Source organism: Sedimentibacter hydroxybenzoicus DSM 7310, assembly GCF_013403245.1.
Lineage (GTDB): Bacteria > Bacillota > Clostridia > Tissierellales > Sedimentibacteraceae > Sedimentibacter > Sedimentibacter hydroxybenzoicus.
The window spans coordinates 181,118-205,114 of the sequence record NZ_JACBNQ010000003.1 but is presented as its reverse complement, the minus strand read 5'-3'; the positions used below and the strand labels follow the sequence as shown (position 1 = coordinate 205,114).

Annotated in this window: 16 protein-coding genes; 14 read left to right on the top strand and 2 right to left on the bottom strand. The window is 39.7% G+C overall.

Features of this window, described 5'->3' with window-relative positions:
• The first annotated feature begins 240 nt into the window (after positions 1-240).
• The 9 genes from HZF24_RS05820 to HZF24_RS05780 all read left to right on the top strand — a co-directional run bounded on the left by HZF24_RS05820 (position 241) and on the right by HZF24_RS05780 (position 8,508).
• A complete protein-coding gene (locus HZF24_RS05820; RefSeq protein ID WP_179237338.1) occupies positions 241-480 on the top strand; it encodes a hypothetical protein in 240 nt (79 codons plus the stop codon).
• 21 nt (positions 481-501) lie between these two features.
• Positions 502-909, top strand: a complete 408-nt coding sequence (locus tag HZF24_RS05815) for a DUF3592 domain-containing protein (protein ID WP_179237337.1) — start codon at positions 502-504, stop codon at positions 907-909.
• Positions 910-943: 34 nt separating this feature from the next.
• A complete protein-coding gene (locus HZF24_RS05810) occupies positions 944-2,656 on the top strand; it encodes a stalk domain-containing protein (protein ID WP_179237336.1) in 1,713 nt (570 codons plus the stop codon).
• 15 nt (positions 2,657-2,671) lie between these two features.
• Positions 2,672-3,853 carry a DUF3137 domain-containing protein gene (locus tag HZF24_RS05805; RefSeq protein ID WP_179237335.1) on the top strand — a complete coding sequence of 394 codons (1,182 nt, stop codon included), beginning with the start codon at positions 2,672-2,674 and terminating at the stop codon, positions 3,851-3,853.
• Positions 3,854-3,903: 50 nt separating this feature from the next.
• A complete protein-coding gene (locus HZF24_RS05800) occupies positions 3,904-4,443 on the top strand; it encodes a LemA family protein (protein WP_179237334.1) in 540 nt (179 codons plus the stop codon).
• Positions 4,444-4,455: 12 nt separating this feature from the next.
• Complete coding sequence (locus HZF24_RS05795; protein WP_179237333.1) at positions 4,456-5,241, top strand: copper amine oxidase N-terminal domain-containing protein; 786 nt, start codon at positions 4,456-4,458, stop codon at positions 5,239-5,241.
• Positions 5,242-5,251: 10 nt separating this feature from the next.
• Positions 5,252-6,025: a DUF975 family protein gene (locus tag HZF24_RS05790; protein WP_179237332.1), complete on the top strand. Its 774-nt coding sequence runs from the start codon at positions 5,252-5,254 to the stop codon at positions 6,023-6,025.
• Between the two features lie 57 nt (positions 6,026-6,082).
• Complete coding sequence (locus tag HZF24_RS05785; protein WP_179237331.1) at positions 6,083-7,186, top strand: hypothetical protein; 1,104 nt, start codon at positions 6,083-6,085, stop codon at positions 7,184-7,186.
• An 80-nt stretch (positions 7,187-7,266) separates the two neighbouring features.
• Positions 7,267-8,508 (top strand): hypothetical protein, encoded by a 1,242-nt coding sequence (locus HZF24_RS05780; RefSeq protein ID WP_179237330.1) that lies wholly within the window; start codon positions 7,267-7,269, stop codon positions 8,506-8,508.
• Between the two features lie 158 nt (positions 8,509-8,666).
• On the opposite strand, the gene HZF24_RS05775 is transcribed toward HZF24_RS05780, so the two are convergent.
• Positions 8,667-10,505, bottom strand: coding sequence for a GHKL domain-containing protein (locus HZF24_RS05775; RefSeq protein WP_179237329.1), 1,839 nt, complete (start codon positions 10,503-10,505; stop codon positions 8,667-8,669).
• A 1-nt stretch (position 10,506) separates the two neighbouring features.
• The gene (locus HZF24_RS05770) at positions 10,507-11,229 is read right to left on the bottom strand and encodes a LytR/AlgR family response regulator transcription factor (protein ID WP_179237328.1); all 723 of its coding nucleotides are present in this window, start codon (positions 11,227-11,229) and stop codon (positions 10,507-10,509) included.
• A 226-nt stretch (positions 11,230-11,455) separates the two neighbouring features.
• Here HZF24_RS05770 and HZF24_RS05765 point away from each other — a divergent pair, with 226 nt between their 5' ends.
• From HZF24_RS05765 to HZF24_RS05745, 5 genes are all read left to right on the top strand, one after another.
• Positions 11,456-20,374 carry an S-layer homology domain-containing protein gene (locus tag HZF24_RS05765; RefSeq protein ID WP_179237327.1) on the top strand — a complete coding sequence of 2,973 codons (8,919 nt, stop codon included), beginning with the start codon at positions 11,456-11,458 and terminating at the stop codon, positions 20,372-20,374.
• Between the two features lie 775 nt (positions 20,375-21,149).
• Positions 21,150-22,346 (top strand): poly-gamma-glutamate synthase PgsB, encoded by a 1,197-nt coding sequence (gene pgsB, locus HZF24_RS05760; RefSeq protein ID WP_179237326.1) that lies wholly within the window; start codon positions 21,150-21,152, stop codon positions 22,344-22,346.
• Between the two features lie 37 nt (positions 22,347-22,383).
• Positions 22,384-22,839 (top strand): poly-gamma-glutamate biosynthesis protein PgsC, encoded by a 456-nt coding sequence (pgsC, locus tag HZF24_RS05755; protein ID WP_179237325.1) that lies wholly within the window; start codon positions 22,384-22,386, stop codon positions 22,837-22,839.
• A gap of 29 nt (positions 22,840-22,868) precedes the next feature.
• Positions 22,869-23,093, top strand: coding sequence for a hypothetical protein (locus HZF24_RS05750; protein ID WP_179237153.1), 225 nt, complete (start codon positions 22,869-22,871; stop codon positions 23,091-23,093).
• Between the two features lie 23 nt (positions 23,094-23,116).
• The gene (locus tag HZF24_RS05745) at positions 23,117-23,971 is read left to right on the top strand and encodes a poly-gamma-glutamate hydrolase family protein (RefSeq protein WP_179237324.1); all 855 of its coding nucleotides are present in this window, start codon (positions 23,117-23,119) and stop codon (positions 23,969-23,971) included.
• The last annotated feature ends 26 nt before the right edge of the window (positions 23,972-23,997 follow it).

The following is a 23,997-nucleotide window of genomic DNA, read 5'->3' as shown; positions in this document are numbered from 1 at the left end:
TGATTAACATTATAACAGAGAAGCTCTCATGAGCGTTATTTATTTAATTGTGTTTCATTTAATTTTACATCTCGCCATTTATAAAACCGGTTAAGATTTCTTGACCTTCCACACAGGGAAGATTTTTTTTGGTAATATCATATATAATGCATTTGACGCTCAATAAGTTATATGCACTTGTAAATAAAGCAATGACCCGCCTTGCAAAGAGGTGGGCCAGATAGAAATGAGGTGATTTTTATGCTACAAATAACTCGGGTGGATATTGTGGACGGTCAGACACTGGACATTGAATTAAGCAACGGTCATCTGATTTTATTTGATACAAGGCATTTGCCAAAGACGAACCATAGCTATGACGTTCTCAGAGATTTGGAGGTTCTGCCGCGCCCAGGCACCGACGGGCAGAATATTTTCTGGAGAGACGGTCCGCGGATTGCTCTGGAGGAAATCCTGCAGTGGCTGTCAATTCAACAATAAAGGAATAAGGAGGCAACTGAAATGGAATATGATATTTTAGTGGTATTTGGTGCAGGTGTGGTACTTGTTATCGCCGGATTGATATGGCTTAAAAAGATAAAGGGAAGAAAAACAGTGTGTACATCCAGCTGTACAGGAAAAGTAGAAAGAGTCAATACATCTGTCAGCAGAGACGACGACGGCGATACTGTAATGTATTCACCTGTATTCAGCTATGAGGTAAACGGCACCGCCTATACCCATGAGTCATCAATAAAATCCAGCGACACTAAATACAGGAGAGGGGAAGCGGTAACGATTTTTTATAATCCTGAAGCTCCGGCTCAATGCTATGTTAAGGGTAATAATGACAATGTTTTTTTGGCGTTTGTTATCTTAGGTATGGGAGTGCTTGCTATTGTAATGGCAGCAATAAACTTTTTTGATTAAAATTTTGATTAAGATATTGAAGGGAGAAAAATAAATGCAAACAAATATTAAAAAATTTTTCATAACAAGAAAATTTATTATTTTAACACTTATAGTATTTTTTATGCTGCAGGTAGCTGCTTCGGTTCCTGTATACGGCGAAAGCTACGCCTATTCAGCCCGCAGGGAAGATCAGGCTTATTCATTTGATTCCGGAATAGTGTACAATTTATATCCTCTAAGCGATTTAGAGCTTGAGACCGGAGGGTATTTGTTCAATGATAATTTTTCGGGTGCCAAACTGATAAAGGGATATATTGAGGATCCGCTGACCGGGCTGTACATTGATATTAACAGCGGCTATGTGTTTAATCCGGTAACACGTATGGTTTTTGACCCAGCCACTGGTTCCGATACTGAAGTGTCCATAGATTCAATAAAAATTCCGGCACTTGCCTCCGTGTTTTACACTGTGGAATACTTCGGTGGCTCTTCCTTTGCAATTACAGCAAACAAGTATGAAGAGTACGATTCTTTAATTAATGTGCAAATTGCAGAAAAAGAGGAAAAAAATGGGAAAGGGGATGCGGAGCTGAATAATCCCATTAATACGCTTAAGTCTGCCACATTTGCAAGCAGCAATATTTTGATAGAAAGCGACAGGACTGCCGGCTGGGACGGAAACGTGGGCACCGGTGAGCTATCCGGATCCCTGGGAAAGGATGAATTTAAATGCAGCTTTTATGTGGATGAGGAAATAGTTATTAATGACTTTTATTTCAGCACTAATTACAAAGGGGTTATTGAGGTTATAGATCATTCAAAAATAGAATCCGAAGCACAGGAAATAGTACCGGTTCCGTCAAACCTGAAAATAGTTATAGAAAAATACAATACCCTTGCCTCCAGGACACAAGCTGCGGTATTCCCTGCAAAGGTATATACCTGCCCTGATGATAATCCGCTGGTTCATAACACTTTTAAACAGATTACAGGTGCAGGCGGTGTTGATGTCAAGCTTACAAAGGGAGTGTATATAGCCCGCATAACACCTCAGGATGCATCTCAGGATTTGATAGGAAGAGAAAGGCGCAGCGCTGACAGCTGGGATGATGACTATAGTTATTTAGGCTCGACAGATTTCGGTGTTGTTATGACAGGCAGCTTTACCGGAGGAGGTGCGGCGTTATTTAACAATTGGTCCGTAACCAGCGGAGGAATAGGCCCGATTATCGAGGGTGCCAACGCAGGCAAGAGTGCCGGCGAAATAAATAACGACATGGCCGTGGAAATTAACAAGCAACTGGAGCTGAGGCGCAAGGAGCAGGAGGCGGCAAGGAAGGCCGAGGCGGAAAAGGCAGCTAAGAAGGCTGCGGAAGCTGCGAATAAGCCTATTACACTCAAGATTAACGGAAATGTTATAAAGACAGACAGCGCTCCCGTAATTGAGAACGGAAGAACTTTAGTACCCGTACGTGCCATAGTTGAGTCCCTGGGATATATAGTGTCATGGAATTCAACTACTCAGATAATTGATATTTATGACACCTATGGGAATTTGATAATAAGTATGAAGGCAGGCTCCACAAAGGCCTCCATAGCAACCGGAATTTACGGTGTTATGGATGAAAGAATATTAGATGCTGCGGCAAAGGTAATAGACGGAAGAACTATGGTTCCTGTAAGGTTTATAGCAGAAACCCTGGGCTGTGAGGTTAAATGGGATGACGCCACAAAGACCATAAATATAATTGAAAATCAGGGATAATTATAGGAGGCAGATATGTCGAATGTATTTAAACTTTTAATGATTATACGGCATACTAAGTATACTCATGAGAAGTGGCTTAATGTTATTTGCGGAATTGTTATCTTACGGTATACTGCAAACATTTTTTCTTTTTTTATAAACATTGGAGTTCTTGGTATTATTATTTCGACCATACTTTCCATAGTTGTGGCTGTAATATGTATTGTAATATTTACATTAATTAAATCGGTGATTACACATAGAATTGAGAAAAAGAACCTGTACAAATTAAAGGAAGATGCTCCTGCTGAGATGATTGATATGATTGAGATGGATAAAAGCAGAATTGAAAGCAAACGATTAGGAAGAAATATGGCCATTGCATCAGCATTAATGATGATTATAGCCTACATTGCTTTCTGGATGTTAATGGCTAATGTGTACGATGGCGACAATGGGATTTTGATTGGCGCAGCTTTGATTCTCATAGTTTCACCATTTATAATATCATCAAGCATTATGGGCAAAAAAAAATGGGCATTAGATAAAAATTACAAGGAATTCTTTGAAAAATCCGTGATAAATAAAGTTCTTGAATCCGTTTTTGATGTTAAGGAATTTAATCGTTGGAAAGGCTTTGAAAAAAATATAGTAGATGATTTAAAGATTTTCCCTCAGTTTGATCACTACCGGGGAGAGGATTATCTTTCGGCAAGATACAAGGAAACAGACTTTGTTCAGTCTGATGTATATTTGAGCAGAGATGAGGAAAGAAGGCGTACGGACAAAAAGGGCAACACGCGGATAGAAATTGTAAGCGTGACGGTTTTCAGGGGAAGGCTTGTTATTGTTGACTATGATGCAATTTCCGACGAACCTGTATATGTGCACGACAAGAGAATAAAAAACACAAGGACTATAATAGAAACTGAGTCAGGCAGCTTTAATGACAGGTTCGCTATTGAAGCCGGAAGCTCCTTATCCGCAATGCGCATACTTAAGCCGCAGGTGCTTGAAGGTATTCTTACCGCTTCAAACAAGCTTAACTGTTCCATGTCAATGGTATTTAAGGATGATAAAATATATATGGCCATAAACTCAGGAGATTCCTTTGTGTCCGAAAACTATGGGGGATCAATTTTTGAGCATGAGGAAAGGATTAAAAAAGATGTGCAGATAATTATTGATTTAATTGATTCAATTTATCTGAAATAATAAAGATATATCCGTATGGGCTGTAAAATTTATATTATTTAGGAGGATTTATGATATTGCTTATTATTGTAATAATTGTAATAATTGCGGTCATAATGTGGGCGGTTTCCACATCAAACCGTTTCAAGGTTTTGCTGGTGAAAATAAATGAGGCTGATTCAGGTATAGATGTGGCATTGAACAAGCGTTACGATACTCTTGTAAAGCTTATGGAGGTAGTGAAGGCCTATGCCCGTCATGAGGTTGAAACGCTGTCGGAAATGGTTAAGCTTCGCTCGGGTATGGGTATAGCGGAAAAGGAGCAAGCCGAAATAAAAATGCATGAGGTAACGGACCGTATAAATGTTATAGCCGAGGGCTATCCGGAGCTTAGATCCAGTGAAAATTTCAGGCAGCTCCAGGATGCGATAATGGAGTCGGAAGATCATCTGCAGGCGGCACGCCGTGTATACAATGCGGGAGTATCGGCCTTTAACCAGGCAATTGCTGTCTTTCCTGCCAGCATTATTGCAGGCAGAGCCGGCTATACGCCAAAGGATTTCTTTGAGACCGGCAGTGAAAAGCGTTCGGATGTGAAGATTAATCTTTGAGAGAGGTGTTATATGAATAAAAGAGTTATAAAAGCAATGGCAGCTGTTGTTGTGATTTTGATGATGCTTTCATTATCGGCGGCATATGCTGCAGGGGAACTGAAAATTTTTGTGGATGATGTAATGCTGGAAACGGAGGTGCCGCCTGTAATAATAAACGGACGGACCATGATACCTGTCCGTGCTGTTTCTGAAGCGGCAGACTGTGAGGTGCAATGGGATGAAGAGCAAAAAAAGATTTCAATAAGTGCTCCGCACAGGGCACAGCCATTAATGTATATGTATCTTGATAATCCTATAGTGAACCTATATGTATACAATGCAGAAACAATGGAAACCGCGGTGGACCAGGTGGAGGCAGACGCCGCTCCGGTACTTGTCAACGGAAGAACCATGGTTCCCCTCAGATTTATAGCTGAAACCATGGGCTTTGAGGTGGAATGGAATGAAGCCGAGGGCGCAGTTTATCTTGGCAGCGGACCGGAGCTTACAGCTGCCGGGGGATATGATGATAACACCCAATTTCCGCCATATGCCGAATATACGGAAGCCTATGTACTGGAGGGGGATCCGGGTGAATATATTTCTGCTAGGACGGCAGCCTTGATATTAGCCCTGGATATATTGCCGGAAAAATATACGGATGTAAATTCCGAAGGTAAATTTAAAATAACGCTTACAGGTCTTTCGGACGTTGGCGGAGAGGAATGCTACATGTTTACAGTAGAAGGTGAAAACGGAGATATTCTTTATTATGTAGTATCCTATACGCAGCAGGTTACGGAAATCCTTGGATAGGAGGGGTCTTATGATTCCGCGAGAGGAAATTAAAAAAAACGCAAAAAAAGCAATTTTGGGTAAGTACGGGTCTGCTGCGACCGCTTCGACAGTAGTTGCAGGCTGCATATTTGCACAATATATTATTATAAAGGGTTTATCCATGATAATGTACTCTGACTGGGGTCTGCTTCTGGGAATTATACCGGGTATATTATTGCTGCCTCTTTATGTAGGTATGGCGGGGTTTTTCCTTAAAATATACCAAAGAGATGACAGAACAAGTATGAAGCAGGTATTTGCAGCAGGCTTTGCAAAAAATTACAGGCGTAATTTAACAGGGATGCTTATAAGGGCATTTAAGCTGTTTTTATGGTCAATTATTGGTCTGGTACCCTTATATTTCGGACTGGTGCTCATATTAATGAGCTCATTTCAGGGAAATCCCATGGTAACAGGTCACACGGACCTGAATGATATGACATATATAATTTTCTTCGGTACCATCATAATATCCATAGCAGGATTTATTCCATATATTATGAAAGCAATAGCTTATTCCATGACACCGTATATTTTAGCGAAGGATGAGAATATACTTCCTTCGGAGGCCGTAAAGCTGTCCGCAGCCATGACAAGCGGTTATAAGTCTGAAATTTTCAAGCTGTGCATAAGCTTTGCGGGCTGGCTGATACTTAGTGTAATTACATTAGGTATCGCAGGTGTTTTATGGACCGGGCCATATATGTCGGCATCCTTTGCGGGAATATATGAAGAGCTTAAAGGGAATCAATTGCCAAAATAGATAGTTCAGAGCAGTTTATGAGAAAAATGAAAAAGTTAACAGAATGGAGTGTTGAGTATGAAAAAAATATTTGTGATAGGTATAGCCGTTCTATTGGTATTATCCGGCTGTACTGCCAAGACGGATGTCGCCGCAGATAATGACGGCTTCGACTTTTCCGTTTTATCCGACTGGGAATTTATGTTCTCAAGCGGCGCAGGGGGATGGGCTACCCTTGTTAAGATAGCTCCTGACGGCACGTTCTCCGGTAATTTCCACGATTCCGAAATGGGCATGGCAGGGGACGATTATCCCGACGGAACAGTGTATGTGTGCAATTTTACCGGTAAATTTACATCGGTAAAGAAGATTGGAGATTACGAATATTCGATGGTATGCGAAAACTTGACGCAGGAAGGCATAGAGGGCGAAGAAGAAATAATCGACGGCATCAAATATATAACCTCAACGCCGTATGGCTTTGATGATGCCGGCGAGTTCAGGCTGTACCTGCCGGGAAAAGAGATTTCTAAGTTACCCTCCGAGTATACGGATTGGATTTATGGACTTGAGGAAAGCAAAGTTCTTGATTTTTACGGGTTGTATAACATCGGCGGCGAACAGGGGTTCAGCTCCTACAATATGGAAAGCGACAGCATAAACGGAGAAATCAATGATGGTGACAGCTCAACCGCACAAACAGCCGTTCTTTATACACAATACGGTGATTCAGAATTTAAAACCTACGAAACAGAGTATTACGGTGAGCTTACGCCGGATATATTAGCAGAGAGCTTGTCCGAATTAACCGGTTTGGATTTCTTTGTTGATTTTACAGAGAATGATAATGCTATTTACGCAGACTGGAGTCCGGATTCTACATTGGTTGCCAACCTTGATGACCGTGAGCAGAAGGAAGAGTTTTTCTTCTTCGATGCGGATTCCATGCGCTGGTTTATGATGGATAGCCTTTGGATGACACTTAAAGAAAACCTTGGGGCGGAAGACATCTATTACACTATGGATGGGGGACAGGAATTGGAGTTCGAATATCTTTATGCCACTAATATAATTCCGTCAGACTTTCCTTATCCGGGATATATGTTTTTCAAGGCACATATGGATAATAAGGGAGAGCTGACAGACGAAGACATAAGTGACCCCGGAGATTCGGCGCCATAGATTTTATGACCTTCAAAGGCTGCGAAAGGGAGCATATGGGGATAATATAATAAATAAAAGGATTATGAAGGAGAAAAATAATGAAGAAAATGAAAAGAATTTTAATAGGTATATTGATTTTATGCCTGATGGTATTTGCCGCAGGCTGCTCTAAAGAAGCTAATGCATCCAATGATCCGGCAAAATTTGCAGAAGCAAATTCCGGAACATGGTACCGTTACGGCAACACACAGGAAGACAAGTTGATAATTTATGATGATGGAACATGGGAGCACTATGAAGACTCGGAAACAATTTCCGCAGAAGGAATAATTGAATATGATAAAGAAGACAAAAAACTTGACTTTGTAAACGTAACGGAAAGGATATATTTTCCGTGCTTCATGTATGACGATGGAGCTTTGGAATTTAATTTCTCCAGATATTTTCCCGAAGAAAATTCCATGGATGGATTCGATGAATATTTTGGTAGTTGGTATCTTGACGGCGATACGAGCAAAGAGTATCTTACGATCAACACATTTGTGGAAAGCAATGTAAGGTGGTTATACAGTGTGCCGTTGGATGAAACCGGTCAATCCGTGGAGCAGCGCAGCGGCGAGTTAATTTGGAACGGTATTAAAAACGTATTTATTGCGGATGATTATCCTGATGAGGATTTTGCCGTATTCACCATTAAAGATACAGGAGTACTCAGCAGCAATGGAAAGGATTATATTCTTGTAAAATATGATGACTACTATGAAGACGATTTTGAAACGGAAGATGATTATGACAATGACGATTTGCAAGTAATGGGTGTTAATTTTTATCTTAACGGAGATCATGAATCAGAAGTATTGTGTTTATACCTCGAAGATAATACATTCAGCATTACCGCACCCGACTGGCCGGATGATATTTTAGGAACATACTCTGTTGACGACAATATAGTTACTCTTACTGTCGGTGAAAATGAATTTTACTATGAAGTCAAAGATAACAGCACTAAGCTGGTAGATGAGTATGGGAACGAATATGTGTATATTGGCGAATATGATTTTGAAACTGAAGCTGACAGTTCTTCGCAGGAAACAGATATAATCGGAGGAGCATTTTATTATCTGAACGGAGATTGGGAATCCGAAAGCTTGTATTTCTTCACCATAGATAATACCGTTGACCTTGATATTCCCGGTCAGGACACAATCGAAGGCGCATATTCTGTCAGCGGCAATATACTTACGGTTACCGTGGGCGAAACAGAATTTTACTATGAAATAAGCGAGGACGGAACAAAGCTTGTGGATGAGTATGGGGATGAATATTTGTGTGATATATAGGATAGTTTAAATTAACTTACGAAAATCAGGTTAAAAGTCGACGGGCAATGTCGTTTTTGACCTGATTTTCGATAAACAACCGGGTTTCTACCAGTGACAAGTATATTGGATACTTGTCATAAACCAATCAATGAAGATTTAATGTGACGAATTGCTTTCTAAACATTTTCCAGCTGTAAATATATAAGGGAGCTGAAAACTCCATCCCTTGCCTCAAATCTGACTGAACCTCCATATCTTTTAGCAACGGTTTCTACAGAGGAAAGTCCGATTCCCTCTCCGTCCCGTTTAGAGGACAGAATAATTCCGTCTTTTTTATGTATTGTGCCTTCAAAGCTGTTTTCAACCGTCATTACCAAGGTTTCATATTCCATCCGGCTTTGAAGACGTATAAATTTATTATTGCCTTTCATTCTTCTGCATGCTTCGATAGCATTTTCCAAGACATTACCTACTATAATACAAAGATCGCTTTCAACGGAAGGCTCAAGGATTCCCGGAACAGCAAACTGCAAATTCATATGAATATCTTCATTTGAAGCTAATGTCGCATAATAAGAGGATACCGCATTCACTGCATAATTTTCACAGAGACGAATTTCTTTGTCGGCGGGTATTTTTTTTATAAGTGTATGGAGGTAATCATCAAGCTTAGCATTATTTCTTTGCTTATTTAATTCCATAAGCACTGTAAACTGATGTCTGAGGTCGTGACGTTGTTCTTTTATCGCTGCATCATCCTCCGCCATTTTCAGGTATTGTGTACGCTGAAGTTCCAATTGGCGGCTTAGGGCTGACATTTCAAATTCCAATCGTGATTTTTCAGCTGCAGTAAGTACAGATTTCCTTACATAGTGACCGCTTATTATACTTAGAGAAATTATAAAAACCAATACACCGAGCTGAAAGAAAACAGTCAGTGAACCTGTAAGACCCAGCCAGTAATTTATAAGCTCTAAGATTACGGATATTGCCATTATTGAAGAAGCAAGAGCAAATTGTTTCATCATCCGGGTATGATACCTGAAATGCTCAAATATAAGACAAGCGGTAAATACCACAAAGCCCAAAGGAGCAATAACATGAAACCAGTACAGACTTCTGATAAAATCCATAATTCCTGAAAAATGCAGAGCAACAGATGATGCCAGTGCAGTATAATGAATTATCAGCATAATTTTGAACGGAGTTTTGGTTACGGGATTCAGCAGGATTAATCCGAAATGCAAGAAAGGGATAGTAACTGAAAAAAGACCAAGGTACGCCATGTTATAAAGCAATACCGGATAAGGTATTATAAACGCACTTAAATCAGACTCTCCCAAAACCCATACTCCTGCGGAAAGTGAAAACAGCCCCAGCCATAAAAATGATGTACCTGCAGGAACTCTTCGTACAATAGTTATGGATACCAACATCATGGTAAAGCCTAAAAATATTAGGATAACCGCAAAAAAAAATGAAAATCCGTTTGTTCTGAATTGGTTTTCTAAAAGTGAAGTTTCATTGCCTGTAAAAATCACCGGCAATGATAGCTCGTTTCGCTGAGTCGGAGACATGTATTCTATTTTCAGTTTTGTAGTTCTGCCATAATTAGAAAGAGGAATATTGGTAATTATAGTAGGAGGATCATTCATATATGACGGATAGCTGCCGGACTGCCCCCCTTCATAGGTCAGTTCATCGTCGATAAATACCCTGACAGGTGCAAATACTGACTTTATCTGCAAGCTGTCTCCCATATTTGCATCGAATTCTGCAAAAAGTGTAACCTTCGTATGGGGGAGAAGCTCATTAATTTTGGCAGGCAAGGAAATATCATAAGGTTCATTGTTTTCGATCTGAATCATAACATTTGAAATATCTGTAATAGCAGATTCAGATAAAGCAGGTTTGTGTTTATACATTAATGAAAACCAAGCAAGTATTATCAGCGCTGCAGTAAAAAATAAAGCATATGCAACTTTTATTCCGTATTTTATTTTATGATTTATCATATTATGCCTCTTTCGTTTTAGAAAATAAAAATTTCTCATAAATCTGTAATGCTTTTTTAAAAAGCTGATGACGTATATGTACCTTGTCCCCATTTTGCATTGTAAAAATTTTAAACTCCTTATCAATTCCACGGACATATTTCATATTGACTATATAACTGTGATGGCAGCGAAAAAACGTATCAGGAAGCAGGCTTTCTATATGTGACAGCTTTATTGACTGACTGGTACACATTGTTTCTGACAGTCCAATAACATTAACTGTGTGATTTTTTGTTTCAAAATAAAGAACTCTGTCCAAAGAAACGTCTTTATACATACCATTTATAAGCAAGGTTATATAGTCTGCGGCTTTGCGCTTTTCCAGAGCCATTTTAAGAGCTCCCCGAGTTTCTTCAAAGGTTACCGGCTTCTCAATATAAATCGGAGCTTTTAGCCTGTAGCTTTCTAAAGTATGGTCAAGACTTGTGGTAGTAAAGACTAACATTACAGATGAATCTGTCAGGCGAACTTTAGCCGCAGCATCAATTCCGTTTATTCCTTCCATATAAATATCTAAAAAAATCAGATCATATTTTCCGGCAAGAAAGTTATGCAGAAATTCCTCGCAGGACGAATAAGTATCACAAATGGCGGAAATACCGCTTTGCTTAATATATTTAAGAAGCAAATCAATATCCTTTTTAGTATCTTCGCATAGAGCGACTTTAAGAGTTGTATCCAAAGCTCTTACCTCATATCATAAACTTGTCCTTTATAGTATAGCATAAAAAAACTTTTGCTTAAAGCATAAATTTATAATTTTGTCAAGTATTAATTTCGCTGACTTAATCAACGTTTCCAATTATAGCAGATACAAAAGAATTGTAATATAATTATATTCGAGAAGTATTCAGATCATGCCAGTACTTCATAATACACATAGGCGGAAAACTGAGAGGAGGAACAATATGAACCAATTTCGTATATTTCGAAGAGTTATAGCAATTATACTTATTTTCACCCTAACAATAGGTATGATACCTGTGACTGCTTTAGAGTATGGAAATATACTTGAAAGAAAAGGCAATGAAATCAATATAGGAAGCTATAGAAATTTTGCAGAAAACTATAGGAATCTTGTCGGTTTGTTCAACAGAGATTATGCTCTGAATGACAAGTATCCGGGAGAAAAATCATCTGTAGATGAGGGTTATGTTGAAGATGATGTGATTGGAGAGAGTCAGGGAGACTATGGGACGTATGGATACATATCCATCCCGTTAAAAATGTCATCACCTCCATATGATTGGAGCAGTGATGCAACGGATGATAATCTGGAAGGAGTAACCGGAGTCACCCTAAATCCGGGAGCAACCGGTACGCTTAATCTCACAGAGGAAACAGTTACGATTAATGTCATTACTCCGGGAGCTATTAACGGTACCATAGTTGCCGGAAACGGTGTGAAGAAAATTATATTCACGGGAGTCAGCGGAGGCTCTGTTGATAAGTTAGAGTATGAAGGAACAGAAGCCTTGACTATAATCGGAGCTACCGCATTTGAAAGCGGAAAAGGCTTTTACTTGAGCGCCGTTAAAATGCAAAATAGTCAGGCAAGTCTGAACTTAGAAACAGACGGCGGTACAAATCTTAGTATAGGAAGTATTTCCGGTAATTTTCACACCTTGGAGGCGGAAGGCTGGGTTAATATCGGAAGTTCAGGTTTTGAAGATAACAAATTAAGGATATCCGGGTCAATTGATACCATAAAAATCGGCTCCGGAAATGTATATGTTTATTCACCGGGTGAGGATAGTGATAAGCCTACCAATACTGCTGTTCCTTCTGTAAAGAATATTGAAATAAACGAAGGCAAATTGACCGTTTCCGTAGGAAATAACAATTCAAGCAATGTGAATTCCGGTGACGGTATTGTGTTAGAGGACGGAGGAACAATTAATATAACCAACGGCGGAAGCCTTAATGCAAGCGGGAGCGATGGGTCATATGAAGGAAATAACGGCGGAACCGGATTAAAAACAAAGGGGAGTGCTGTGATTTCTCTTGATAACGGCTCAATGATAATTACCGGTCTTGGCGGAGGTTCAGGCGCAAATGGGGGTGCTGCCTGGGATGCCGGAGGCAAGGCAGAGATTTTTCTTATAAATAATTCTTCTGTAAGCTTTAATGGAGCCAATTATGTAGAAAATGCTACTGCTCTAAAAGGCTCGGGAGAGGTGGAAGTATTTCTTAAATATGGCACAAAAGCAGAATTTACAGGCGGACAAAAAAGTTCCGCCGTACAAGGACCTTTGACGGTGGACTTTCAGGCGGCGGGAGCAGATTCATCTGAATACGCATATGATGCCCCTACCTTAATATTGAAGAACGGCTCCGGGTATGAAGGAAATGATGGAGAGGAAGTAACTATAAATCGCCATGTGCCGGGAGAGTTTAAATATACTGCGGAAGATTTTGATATTGCCGGCAGTGATGCCGATGATAGTTTTAAAATAAAACCTGAATCAGAGTACGAATACGGCGTAAATAACGGACAAATTTACTTAGCTCATCATTCTGAGAAGCCCTTCTATATTTACAGCGGAGAAACAGCAGACGAGCCGAATTCGTACATGGGATTTACTGTAAACGGTGAAGATATTACAACAAATTCAATGGGGTATGCCCAGCTTCCCATTTTAAATGATGATGGAACGCATACCGTTTCCGGGGGCTTGTTAGAATCTTTTGGTATCACTGTTTCAGATGGGAAAATTCAAACTGCAAATCTGCCTGCAGGTGTAACGGTTGTTGACAACGGTTATTGTCTGCAGATTCTTACTGCCCTGCCGGATTATATTGATTTTACAAGTGCCGAGCAGGTAGGCGGTACAAGCGGTAAAGTAAATTCACAGGGGATTTTGCTCAGCACGGATAAAGATATAAGCGGCTCCAGCGGGGTTTCAGTAAAGAAAGGCGAAACAATAATTCAAACAGTAAAGCCTACTAAACAGGACGGAAAATGGTATGTACCGTTAAATGATTTAACGGACATCCAGAACGGAGACAAGGTTACCGTATCCATTGCTAATTGGGATAGCTATGTGGTTCGCCCTTCTTCTATGGAGGTTACACTGTATAAGAGAGCTGCCGAACGCACATATACCTTAGATAGGGTAGGAGGTGCTGATGGCCTCACGGACAGCACGGGAATTTTAGTTACCTTTGATCAGGATACACAGCTTACGCAAGGTCAGATAAACCTTACCGGTGCGTCTATAGCAAGCTTAACGGATAATGGTGATGATGACGGAAAAACATGGCTTATCAATATCAAGGACATAACTGTAGAAAATAATCATTTTATAGAAGTAGTCATAGGTGACGGAGCAGACTATACTGTTGATAATACGAAGCATATCGTACACATTTATCGCAGCAGTGAACTGAGTTTGAACTTTACAGCTGATCAGATTGGCGGTGAAAACGGGGTAAAGACTTCCTCTGGTATATTGCTTGCATTTGATAAAGCTGTAGACAGACTGACTAAGGAGAAAATCACTCTGACAGGTGCAGACGGTGCAAGTATAACAGAATTAACCGCAACAAATACCAATGATGAGGGAAAGAGCGATAAGTGGCTTTTGACTATAGCAGGAAATTTTGCGAATAATGCAATAGCAACGGTAGCTGTTGGTAATTGGTCAGGTACTGATGCCCATTATAAGGTGGACAGCCCTCAAAATGTTGCTCTATACAGCGATGCAAGAGCAGCGGTGACCTTTATAGCAAAACAAACTGACGGAATAAGCAATACAGCCCGTACACGTACTGTTCAGTTGACCTTCGACAAAGATGTGGACCATCTGACCACAAACAGAATAAAGCTTACGGGAGCTGCAGCCAAATCTTTAAAACAAGATGAATATGATAAAAAAATATGGTATCTGACTATTGAGGGAATCAGTGTTAAAGACGGACAAAATATTGGCGTAGAGATAGAATCTTGGCAGAACTACAGAATAGAAACAGAAAAGGTGGATGTCCAAGTATTCACTGCCAATAAGGTTTCTTTTTCTGCCGCTCAGATAGGAGGCAGTGATAAAACAGCCCATACAACGGGAATACTGCTGACATTTTCAGAAGGCTTAATCACTACGCCAACAGCCATTGAGGTATCTGTTGCAATAGACAAAAAAACATATACCGACTATGAAATAACGGATAATGATGATGACAATGCCGCGACCTGGCTTTTGAAGCTTCCCAATAAACCGGACTGGGATAACAACAGTACGGCTGCGGTGACCGTTGGAAACAATGAAGATGGCGATATAATGGTAGGCGGCAGAGAAATTCCTAATGAGAACATTTACAGAGAGAGAAGTACTCGTATATACAAGGATCTGCAAACCCACATTAATCTTAAGGCAGAGCAACTGCGTGGAGAAAAAGGAGTAAAAAACACCGAATATATATTGCTTACCTTACTGGACAAGGAGGGTGGGGAATATATTCCCGTTAACCACAGCTTTACAAAAAAAGATATAACGGTAGAAGGTGCAACGGTAACAGGTGTTTCATCTTTTAAGGGAAACATTTATCTTTATGTAGGCGGATATAATAATGACGATGAGTTAACAATTACGGTAAACAATCCTTCCCGTGCTGTTATAGACAACAACACCGTAAAGGTAAATGTTTATAAGGATGTGCGTGTAACTAATGAGGCGAAGGCTTCTGCCAACGGCAGGAGGGGCTTTGAGGAAACCACTGAAATTCTTTTTACCTTTACCAAGCCGGTGGACAACCTTGAAAAAGATCATATAACCTTTAGTAAAGATATTTTTGACATGGGAGAGCTTACAAAAATAGGTGACGGTACTCAATGGTCTCTTGGGGTCAGCAATGTGAAGGAAGACAAAAGTATAGATATTACTTTAAGCATTCCGGGATACTATTTTTATATGAGAACTCTTTACAGCGTGGGAATTGCAAAGGACACACGAAAATACATAGATGTGTCAGTGTCTCAATACGGAGGAAAAGACGGCTCTAAAAACAGCGAAGGAATTAAAATAACCTATATTTCTGACAGAGAGATTATAGATAATAAGGATGTACAGCTTTTAAGCATTCAACCCTTAAATAAAGATAAAGGCCGTGCCGGGACTATTAGCTGGAGTCGTTATTCTGTTGAAAAGGAAGTTAAAAATATAGACGGAAAAGTCCATACTTCTTATTACTATGAATTTTTTAGTGGTCCGGGAACAGACATACTTGTTAATAAAGATATACTTGTAGCTAGAATCGAAGCAAGAACATGGGAAAGCCATATAGCTCTTAATGATACAGGTGCTAATTTTCAGGCAGAATATTACAAGGGTGTGGAAATGGGTGGACGTACCTTGGAATCTGTGTCTCCGAGGGTTTTATATAATAAGGATGAAAAACAATCATTGACATTTATAGGTTATTTCGGATACAGCGGCAAAGAAATTACGGCTCTGAATTTCAAAGACAATAAAGGCAATGTAGAGCTCGTAACACAGTTTGATGTGATAAATCAAACTTCATATTCTTCTGATAAAAGAGATAAAATAAAAATTGACGTAAGCAATGTTAATATGCTGAAAAACGTGGGTAAGTATGAGGTTTCATTCGGGACAGTTCGAGGAAATTCCGAGTATGTGCCTCTGGAGGTTTCAGATGACAGGATCTATTCAAATAATACCTACGGAATTTTAACCATAACGCAAAGACAGGACAATAGCCTTGTCATGGAGTTTTTTGGAACTGAGAAAGAGTTAAAAGAAGATAAGTCGGCAGGAACAACTCTCCTGAGCTTCAAAGGCAGGGTAATACCGGACTCTCAGGGAAATGGCTACAGAGTAAGCAGTGATTCGACCATGAACAAAGCATTGGAATACATTGCAGGATCGGGAGCATCCATACGCATAACAGAGGAGACCGGAGGAAGGATTAAAATATCTGCCGCAGAAGGAAGTTTGAAGTGGAATGGGCTTACCTTGGCTAATGGCTTTGACATAGTATTAGATCCTGCTAATAAATACCGCAACAGGAGGCTGACGGAGGGAAAAGATGTACTGCTGTCAACCATGTATACGGAGTCCTTTGATATATTCTTTATGCGTGGTGAATTGGAGCAATACAGAATTTACGAAGAAGAATTTTCGTTGGCGGGACAATTAGTCTTAGGAGGAGCAATTCCATTCATAGCGGATAATATAGGAGCAGGGGCAATACTTCATGAGATGATTCTCAGAGAAGGCTTGAGGGAGCTTCCTCCCACTCACGCAGAGGCTTACGTAGACTTTTCACCTTCGGATTGGTTTGGAGACTTTGTGGGAGCCAACGGGAAATTTTATTTTGAAATTGATTCCTTGCCGGAAACGGAACCAAGCTTTGTATCCTTAAGCGGTGATCTGACCATTAATGATGTTATATTTGTAGAAGGCGAATTTGTATTTATGTGGGGAGAAGCAAACGGAAGGAATTTATTTATACCGGATACATTGAAATTTTTTGCCCGTACAGATGCGGAAGGGACAGGCATACCGCTGCTTCCTCCTGTTACAGTTGCATATATCACCGGAGCGGGAGGCTCGATTGAAGGTCTCGGCAAAAGTGCATATAAGCAGTTTAATTATATTCCTCCGTTTAAGTTAACCTTATCCGGTGCTATTAAGGATGTTACCGGCTCTATAGTAGATGTACAAAAGGCTACGATTACCATGGGACCATCGGAATTTTCGGCCATTGCAAACGAAATGAAGGTGCTTGAATTTTTAACGATAGAGGATGTGGGCATTGCTATGGGGCTGAGAGACAGCAAAGATATGAACACGCCTCCTGACGCATATTTCTATTACAAGGGTAGTATTGGATTGAAATCAGATGCTTTGGTATTAAGGGCATCCGTAGACTTAGGCCTTGAGCTTTTAGGGGAATATTTATCAGGTGCCATGATTGAATACATGGAGCAGGTATATGACAGTGGAAATAAGCTTCAGCTTCCCAATGACAGTGTAAAGAGTCAGTTGGATAAAATGATTGTTTTCTGGGGATATGCTGATGCGTCGGCAACTCTTCCATGGCTCTTTGATGCTACAGGCTATGGTAAGCTGTATGCCGACAGGCAGAGAATTTCAGGAAAGTTAGGTGCGGATTTAGGCGCATGGGAGCCTTCTGTTTCGGTGGCATATAACTTTAATACCGGAAAATTTTCATGGAATAGAAGAAGTGCCGTTATGGCACAGGAAGGAATGGTTTTAGGAGAAGGGGAAAACGGTGAAAAGTTTATAGCCACAAACATGAGACAAATCGGAAGCTACCAACCGGCACCTCAAATGAGAATGATGTCCATGGACACGCAGGGTGCAAGAGCCGTGCCTGCAGCGTTTCGTACAGAAATTCCGGGTATGGAAAAGGGCTATGTGGCAGGAATTTCCGCAGATGAAAAATACACCAGCATTACAATCTATAAGGACGGAGAGGTTTACGAAACATTAACTTTGTCAGCTGAGGATTGGTTTAATACAACAGATACTTATATGGATAAAGGCTTTGGAATGTATTCCGTTCCGTATATTATTGCAGAAGCAGGAAACTATAGCTTTGAGGCAGAGGGAGCATTAATTTGTGAAGTCATAGAAATACTTCCAATACCTGAATTTACAGACATATCGGTGGATACAGAGAGCAAGACCATAAGCTGGAGCATAAATGCTGCCGGTGAAGATAAAATTGATGATCTTTTTGTACAATTGACGCTTCACAGCATGGATACCGGTGAAATGGTACAGGTGCTGAGCATGACAGATGAAACAGAAGATGTTTATACAGAAAAGGGTGATAAAGTAACAATCCCTGTTACAAAGCTTAAAGCAAGGGACGGAAGCTTTAAATATACATTAAATGAAAATCTATCTACAGGCAGTTATTTTGTCAGAGCTTCCTTACTAGAAAAGGATAGTGACGGAGATATTAATTTGGATTTGATGGATGCGGATTCCTTTGAGCATGTAAATAAAATGGCACCGTCAAAGACACAAACAGTCAGCACGGAATATATAGGCGGCGGCGCAATAAAAATAAGCTGGGCTGCGGTTGAAGGAGCCGACGGATACATGGTTGCCGTTTTAGATGAAAACAATGTTCCTGTAGAATCCCTGACCTCTGTAAACGTGGCAAAGGATGAGGATGGTAATCTGAAAACCGAAACCATAATCCAAGGGGGTACAGCATCTCTAATGATTAACGGAGAAACGGGAGAGGCAGGTCTTGAGTTTGGAAAAGACTATAATGTAAGTGTCAAAGCTTATAAAAATAATACGGTATCACTGGGTGAATTAAGAACATCCTCCTATGATATTCCTGTTTACGGAGAGGCAAATATTGTCGGATTCAGTATAAGCGAACCGGTTATTCCGGAGTTCACCATTACAGTGGAGGGTGGTACTGCGTCAGAGGGAGAAACAAGGGCTGCTTTTGCGGTTAATAAACTTAATCCTAAAATAAACGTAGAAGCGGATAAAGATGTGGGCGAAATAAAGGTGTGGAAGGTAAACGGAGAAGATAATAATGTTGCAACCATCACCGGCAAGAGCGGTTCTTTCACCTATGACTTTAAAGAGGACGGCATCTATTATCTGAGATTTGACACAAGCTTTGGAGAAGAGCAGGCTTCACAGCTTATTACCATAGAGGTTGATACGAAAGCCCCATATTTAGATGTTGACGGAGGAAGTACAACTGCAATAAACGGAGCCATAAATATAAACGGAATGGTGGAAAAGGGAGCAACTCTTACATTTAACGGTGAAAATGTTGAGGTTACAGACGGTGAATTTACCATAGAAGGAACCATGGATCTGCCGTTGATGCAAATGCATCTGATTGCCAGAGATAGTGCAGGCAATGTGACTGAAAGAATAATGGATATAATATATGTAGCTGAAGGTGAAGATGACGATGATGGTGGCGGTAAAAGCGGTACCAACATTAAAGTCGCACCTGCGGGCAATATAATTACAATAGGTGGGCTTCAAATTGAAACACCTGTGGGAAAGGAACCTGTAACAGCTGAGGACGGCACCATAACACTTCCCGGAGGAGGCAGTATTCTGCTTCAAGGAGGCACAGTGCTTACTGTTCCGGAGGATACTGTTATTTTAGCCGACGGAAGCATCAAACTGCCGGAAAGCGGCAGCGGTACCTCTACCTTTACATCTGGACTGACAATGACCTTAAGGGGAGGAACAGTCCTGATTCCGGATAAAACTATCAGCATAGGATACAGACTGGAACCCCAGGAGAATTTTGAGGATGTGAATAAAGGCAGCTGGTATGAAGACCCAATTGCATTTGTATACGGACACAGCTTATTTGCAGGCACAGGCAACAATATTTTCAGCCCTGAGTTGACTATGACCCGAGGTATGCTGGCTACGGTACTATGGCGTATGGCAGGTACTCCCAATCCTCAAGGCAAGAATCAATTTGTTGATTTAAATGAAGCTTGGTACAAGGATGCTGTGCTGTGGGCTAACGAAAACAATATTGTATCAGGATATGGCGGGCAGTTCTTTGGTTCCGATGATAATATTACCCGGGAGCAGGTTGCGGTAATATTGTATCGTTACAGTCAATACAAAAATTATGATGTGGAATTGAGAGCCGATTTAAGTATTTATGATGATAAAGAACATATAAGCAGCTGGGCTGCAGAAGCAATGAGCTGGGCTAATGCCAACGGACTGATTACAGGAAGAACAGATAAGGAATTAGCACCGAAAGGCAATGCCACTAGGGCAGAGATTGCTGCCATACTGTATAGATTTATTACAGGGACATTGAGTAACTAACATGGACTATAAAAATGCCGTATTATTCAGAAATGAATTTTACGGCATTTTATGTTACGTCCTATGCTTTTCAAACATTTTCCAGCTGTAAATATATAAAGGAGCTGAAAACTCCATCCCTTGCCTCAAATCTGACTGAACCCCCATATCTTTTAACAACGGTTTTATGTAGGGTTGGTGATATATGGATTGGGGGTATTATTGTGTCTTATATCCGTATCAAATTTTGCTACACCTTCGGAGAATGGTATCAATTAAGATTATTAATAATTGAAAATAAATAATAAACCATGAGCGTAAGAGCAATTTGCTTTTGCGCTCTTTTTCTTTGTAAAAATAATTAATATATTATACATTTATACGCAAATACTGCATAAATATTTTTCAAGATTTTTGTTTTTTAAGAATGTGGTAATTTCAATGAAAATTAAAAATTTAGATGTAAAAAGTATGTCGTTCGCAGAGTAAAACCCAGAAAAATTCAATTTCGGTTTTTTTTCGGTTTGTATATCCATGCAGTAGTTTGATCGTCAGTATCTTTAAAGTCACAGCTCCTGTATAGTATTGCTATCATTGTATTCTTCAAGTACGTCAGTTGTTACAACTTGAAAAAACATGCCTTATTCTGCCTTTTTAACAAATGTTAATAATTTAGCAAAGAATATTAAAGATTCTAAAAAGGTTCTGCAATATCTTTCAGATATAATTTGGCTGGTAATGAAGAAATGAGTAGAAATTTTGAAGAGGTAACAGATAAGAAAGGAGAGGATAAATTTTGGAATTTGCTGCAACTCTTATTATTTTTGTTTTTATTTTAGGTGTTTATGAACAAATAAAACATAATAAAAGATTAAATCTTCTGGATATTAGAATTAATATAAACGGGACAAGGGGTAAATCAACCGCAACAAGATTAATCACGAGTATTTTGAAAGAGTCGGGGCTTAAGGTTGTTGGCAAAACAACGGGAACCAGTGCAAGAATTATTTATTGGAATAAGGAAGAAGAGCCAATCAAAAGAGGTCCTCTGGGCCCGAATATTATAGAACAAAAAGCTGTCGTTAAAAAAGCAGACAAGCTTGGGGCTTCTGCATTTGTAACAGAGTGTATGGCCGTAAATCCCGATTACCAGATTACGTTCCAAGAAAAATTGGTTAAAGCAAATATAGGCGTTATTGTCAATGTCCGTGAAGACCATATGGATTTGTGCGGTCCGACTCTGGACTTTATAGCAGAGTCCTTTACATCTACTATTCCGCACAATGGAACTCTTGTTGTGGCTGACAGTAAATATAATGATTATTACACCCAAGAGGCAAAGAAAAGAAACAGCCGGATAATTATTGCAGATGAAAAAGAAATCTCGGATGGTTATCTGGAAAAATTCAAATATTTAATTTTTCCTGAAAATGTGGCCATTGCACTGGCTGCGGCTAAGGCACTGAACATTGATAAGGATACTGCCTTAAGGGGGATGCTAAATGCTGACCCGGACCCGGGAGCGTTGATGATATATCCGCTGGATGACAAAAAATTATCATATTTTGTTAATGGCTTTGCCGCCAATGATCCAAATTCAACACGAATGATTTGGAATCATATAACCGCTATCGGATATCCGACAAAAAGTCCCATGGTAATTGTAAATTGCAGACCGGACAGGGTTGACAGAACGCAGCAGATTGCGGAAGAAGTTCTTCCGAACATGGATGTTGCTATCCTCGTTGCAATGGGCGAGACGGTCAAACCAATCACTGAAGTAGTTAATTCTAAAAAAATCACTCTGCAGAAATATATAAACGCAGAAGGTTTATCTCCACACGAGGTTTATGAATTAATTAAGGAGTATTTTATGAACAGAATGATTTATGGTGTCGGAAATATTCACGGTGGTGGAGACGAGTTGGTTGAATTGATAGTTCACGAAAGTTTTAATTTAGAAACTGGTCAGAAACTCTGTAATTTAAAATAAAGGATTTTATTAAACATCATCAAAGGAGGAAAACAGTTTGCAGCTTACGGATATTAGCACAGTAATAGTTTTAAGTGTGATTTTAAGCTTGTTATTTACAGAAATCACGGGAATTTTACCTGCCGGTCTTGTTGTACCGGGATATTTAACTTTGCTTATGAAAACGCCCCAGGCCATATTGATGACCTTGATTATCAGCGTTTTAACTTATTTAATAGTTTTTTTTGGAATAAGTAAGGTTACAATTTTATACGGTAAAAGAAAATTTATAGCCATGATAATAGTGGCAATATTGTTACAGTTTATTATACGAACAGTAGTACCAATTGATTATATTTATATCGCTGGTTTGGGCGCGGTAGGTATTGTTGTGCCTGGGTTATTAGCAAACACAGTTCAGCGTCAGGGCTTAGCAGCAACATTTTTAAGCACCGGCTTGCTGATTGCGGTAACCTATGGATGCACAATACTTTTAAATATCAAAATAGTATAGAAAGATAGAAAGGAGGTGAAAACTATAAAATGAATACTTCATACGAGCTAATAAAAAAGGGGCATAGCCAAAATCTTAGCAAAATAAACATTCATCGGGATGCACTTGCGGGTTTTAATGAATTAACATTGAAAGAAAAATGCCTGTATCTTGTCAAGGTCAGCAAGAGAAATACTTGCTATCAGGCGCTTGTGCTGCTGGTATTAGCTATATCGATATTTGCTGCGAATTACCTGTTATCGGTAATAATTTAAATAATGAAAGGAGTAAGGTTAGTATGAATAAGAAACTCGAAAAAATTTTAGCTTTTGTTTTAGTGTTTACACTCAGTATTGGTGTAAGCATATACGCCTTAGTGCCGGGCTTAGGTTACCGTAGTTTTGACGAACTGGCTGCGGCCGAAGATCCTTCAGATTATACCATTAAAACTAATGATATCGGAAGTGATACAACAATTTTAGGTATACATGGCGGAGGTATTGAAAAAGGAACTTCGGAATTAGTTGAAGCATTGAGCGGATACGGTAAATATAACACTTACTTATTTGAAGGGCTTAAATCGGCCGGTAATGGGAGCCTTTTTATAAAGGCTGTCAATTTTGATGAACCAACAGCTGTCAGTTTAGTCAATAAGTCGGATTATACCGTTTCTGTTATCGGAGCTGCCGGTGATGGCGAAGTTACTTATATCGGCGGTCAGAATAAGATGCTGGCAGAATTGATCAGACTACATCTTAATGCCCAGGGATACAATGTACAAACTTTAAGTATTCCTGATCGTATCGCCGGAGTTATGAACAGCAATATAGTAAATAAGAATAAACTGTTTGATAACAGTTATCAGCTTGGCGGCGTTCAGATTGCTGTTTCCAAAGGTCTGAGAGATAAGCTTGCAGCTGATTCCGATACCTTAAACGATTATGCAGACACAATCAATCAAGCGTTAAGTGAAAGCTGGCCGACAATAGTTGATCTTATGGACAAAATTAATAATAATAAATCTCAAGGGTTATTAAGTATGTTTAGCTCTTCAAAACCTGATTTGGAAAAGAAAGTTGAGAAGGCATTAGAAAAGGGTGCAAAAACCCCTGATGAATTAATTAAGGACTTTGAAGATGTTATTTTGGATTAAAGATTAGTTCCAAACAATACTACATA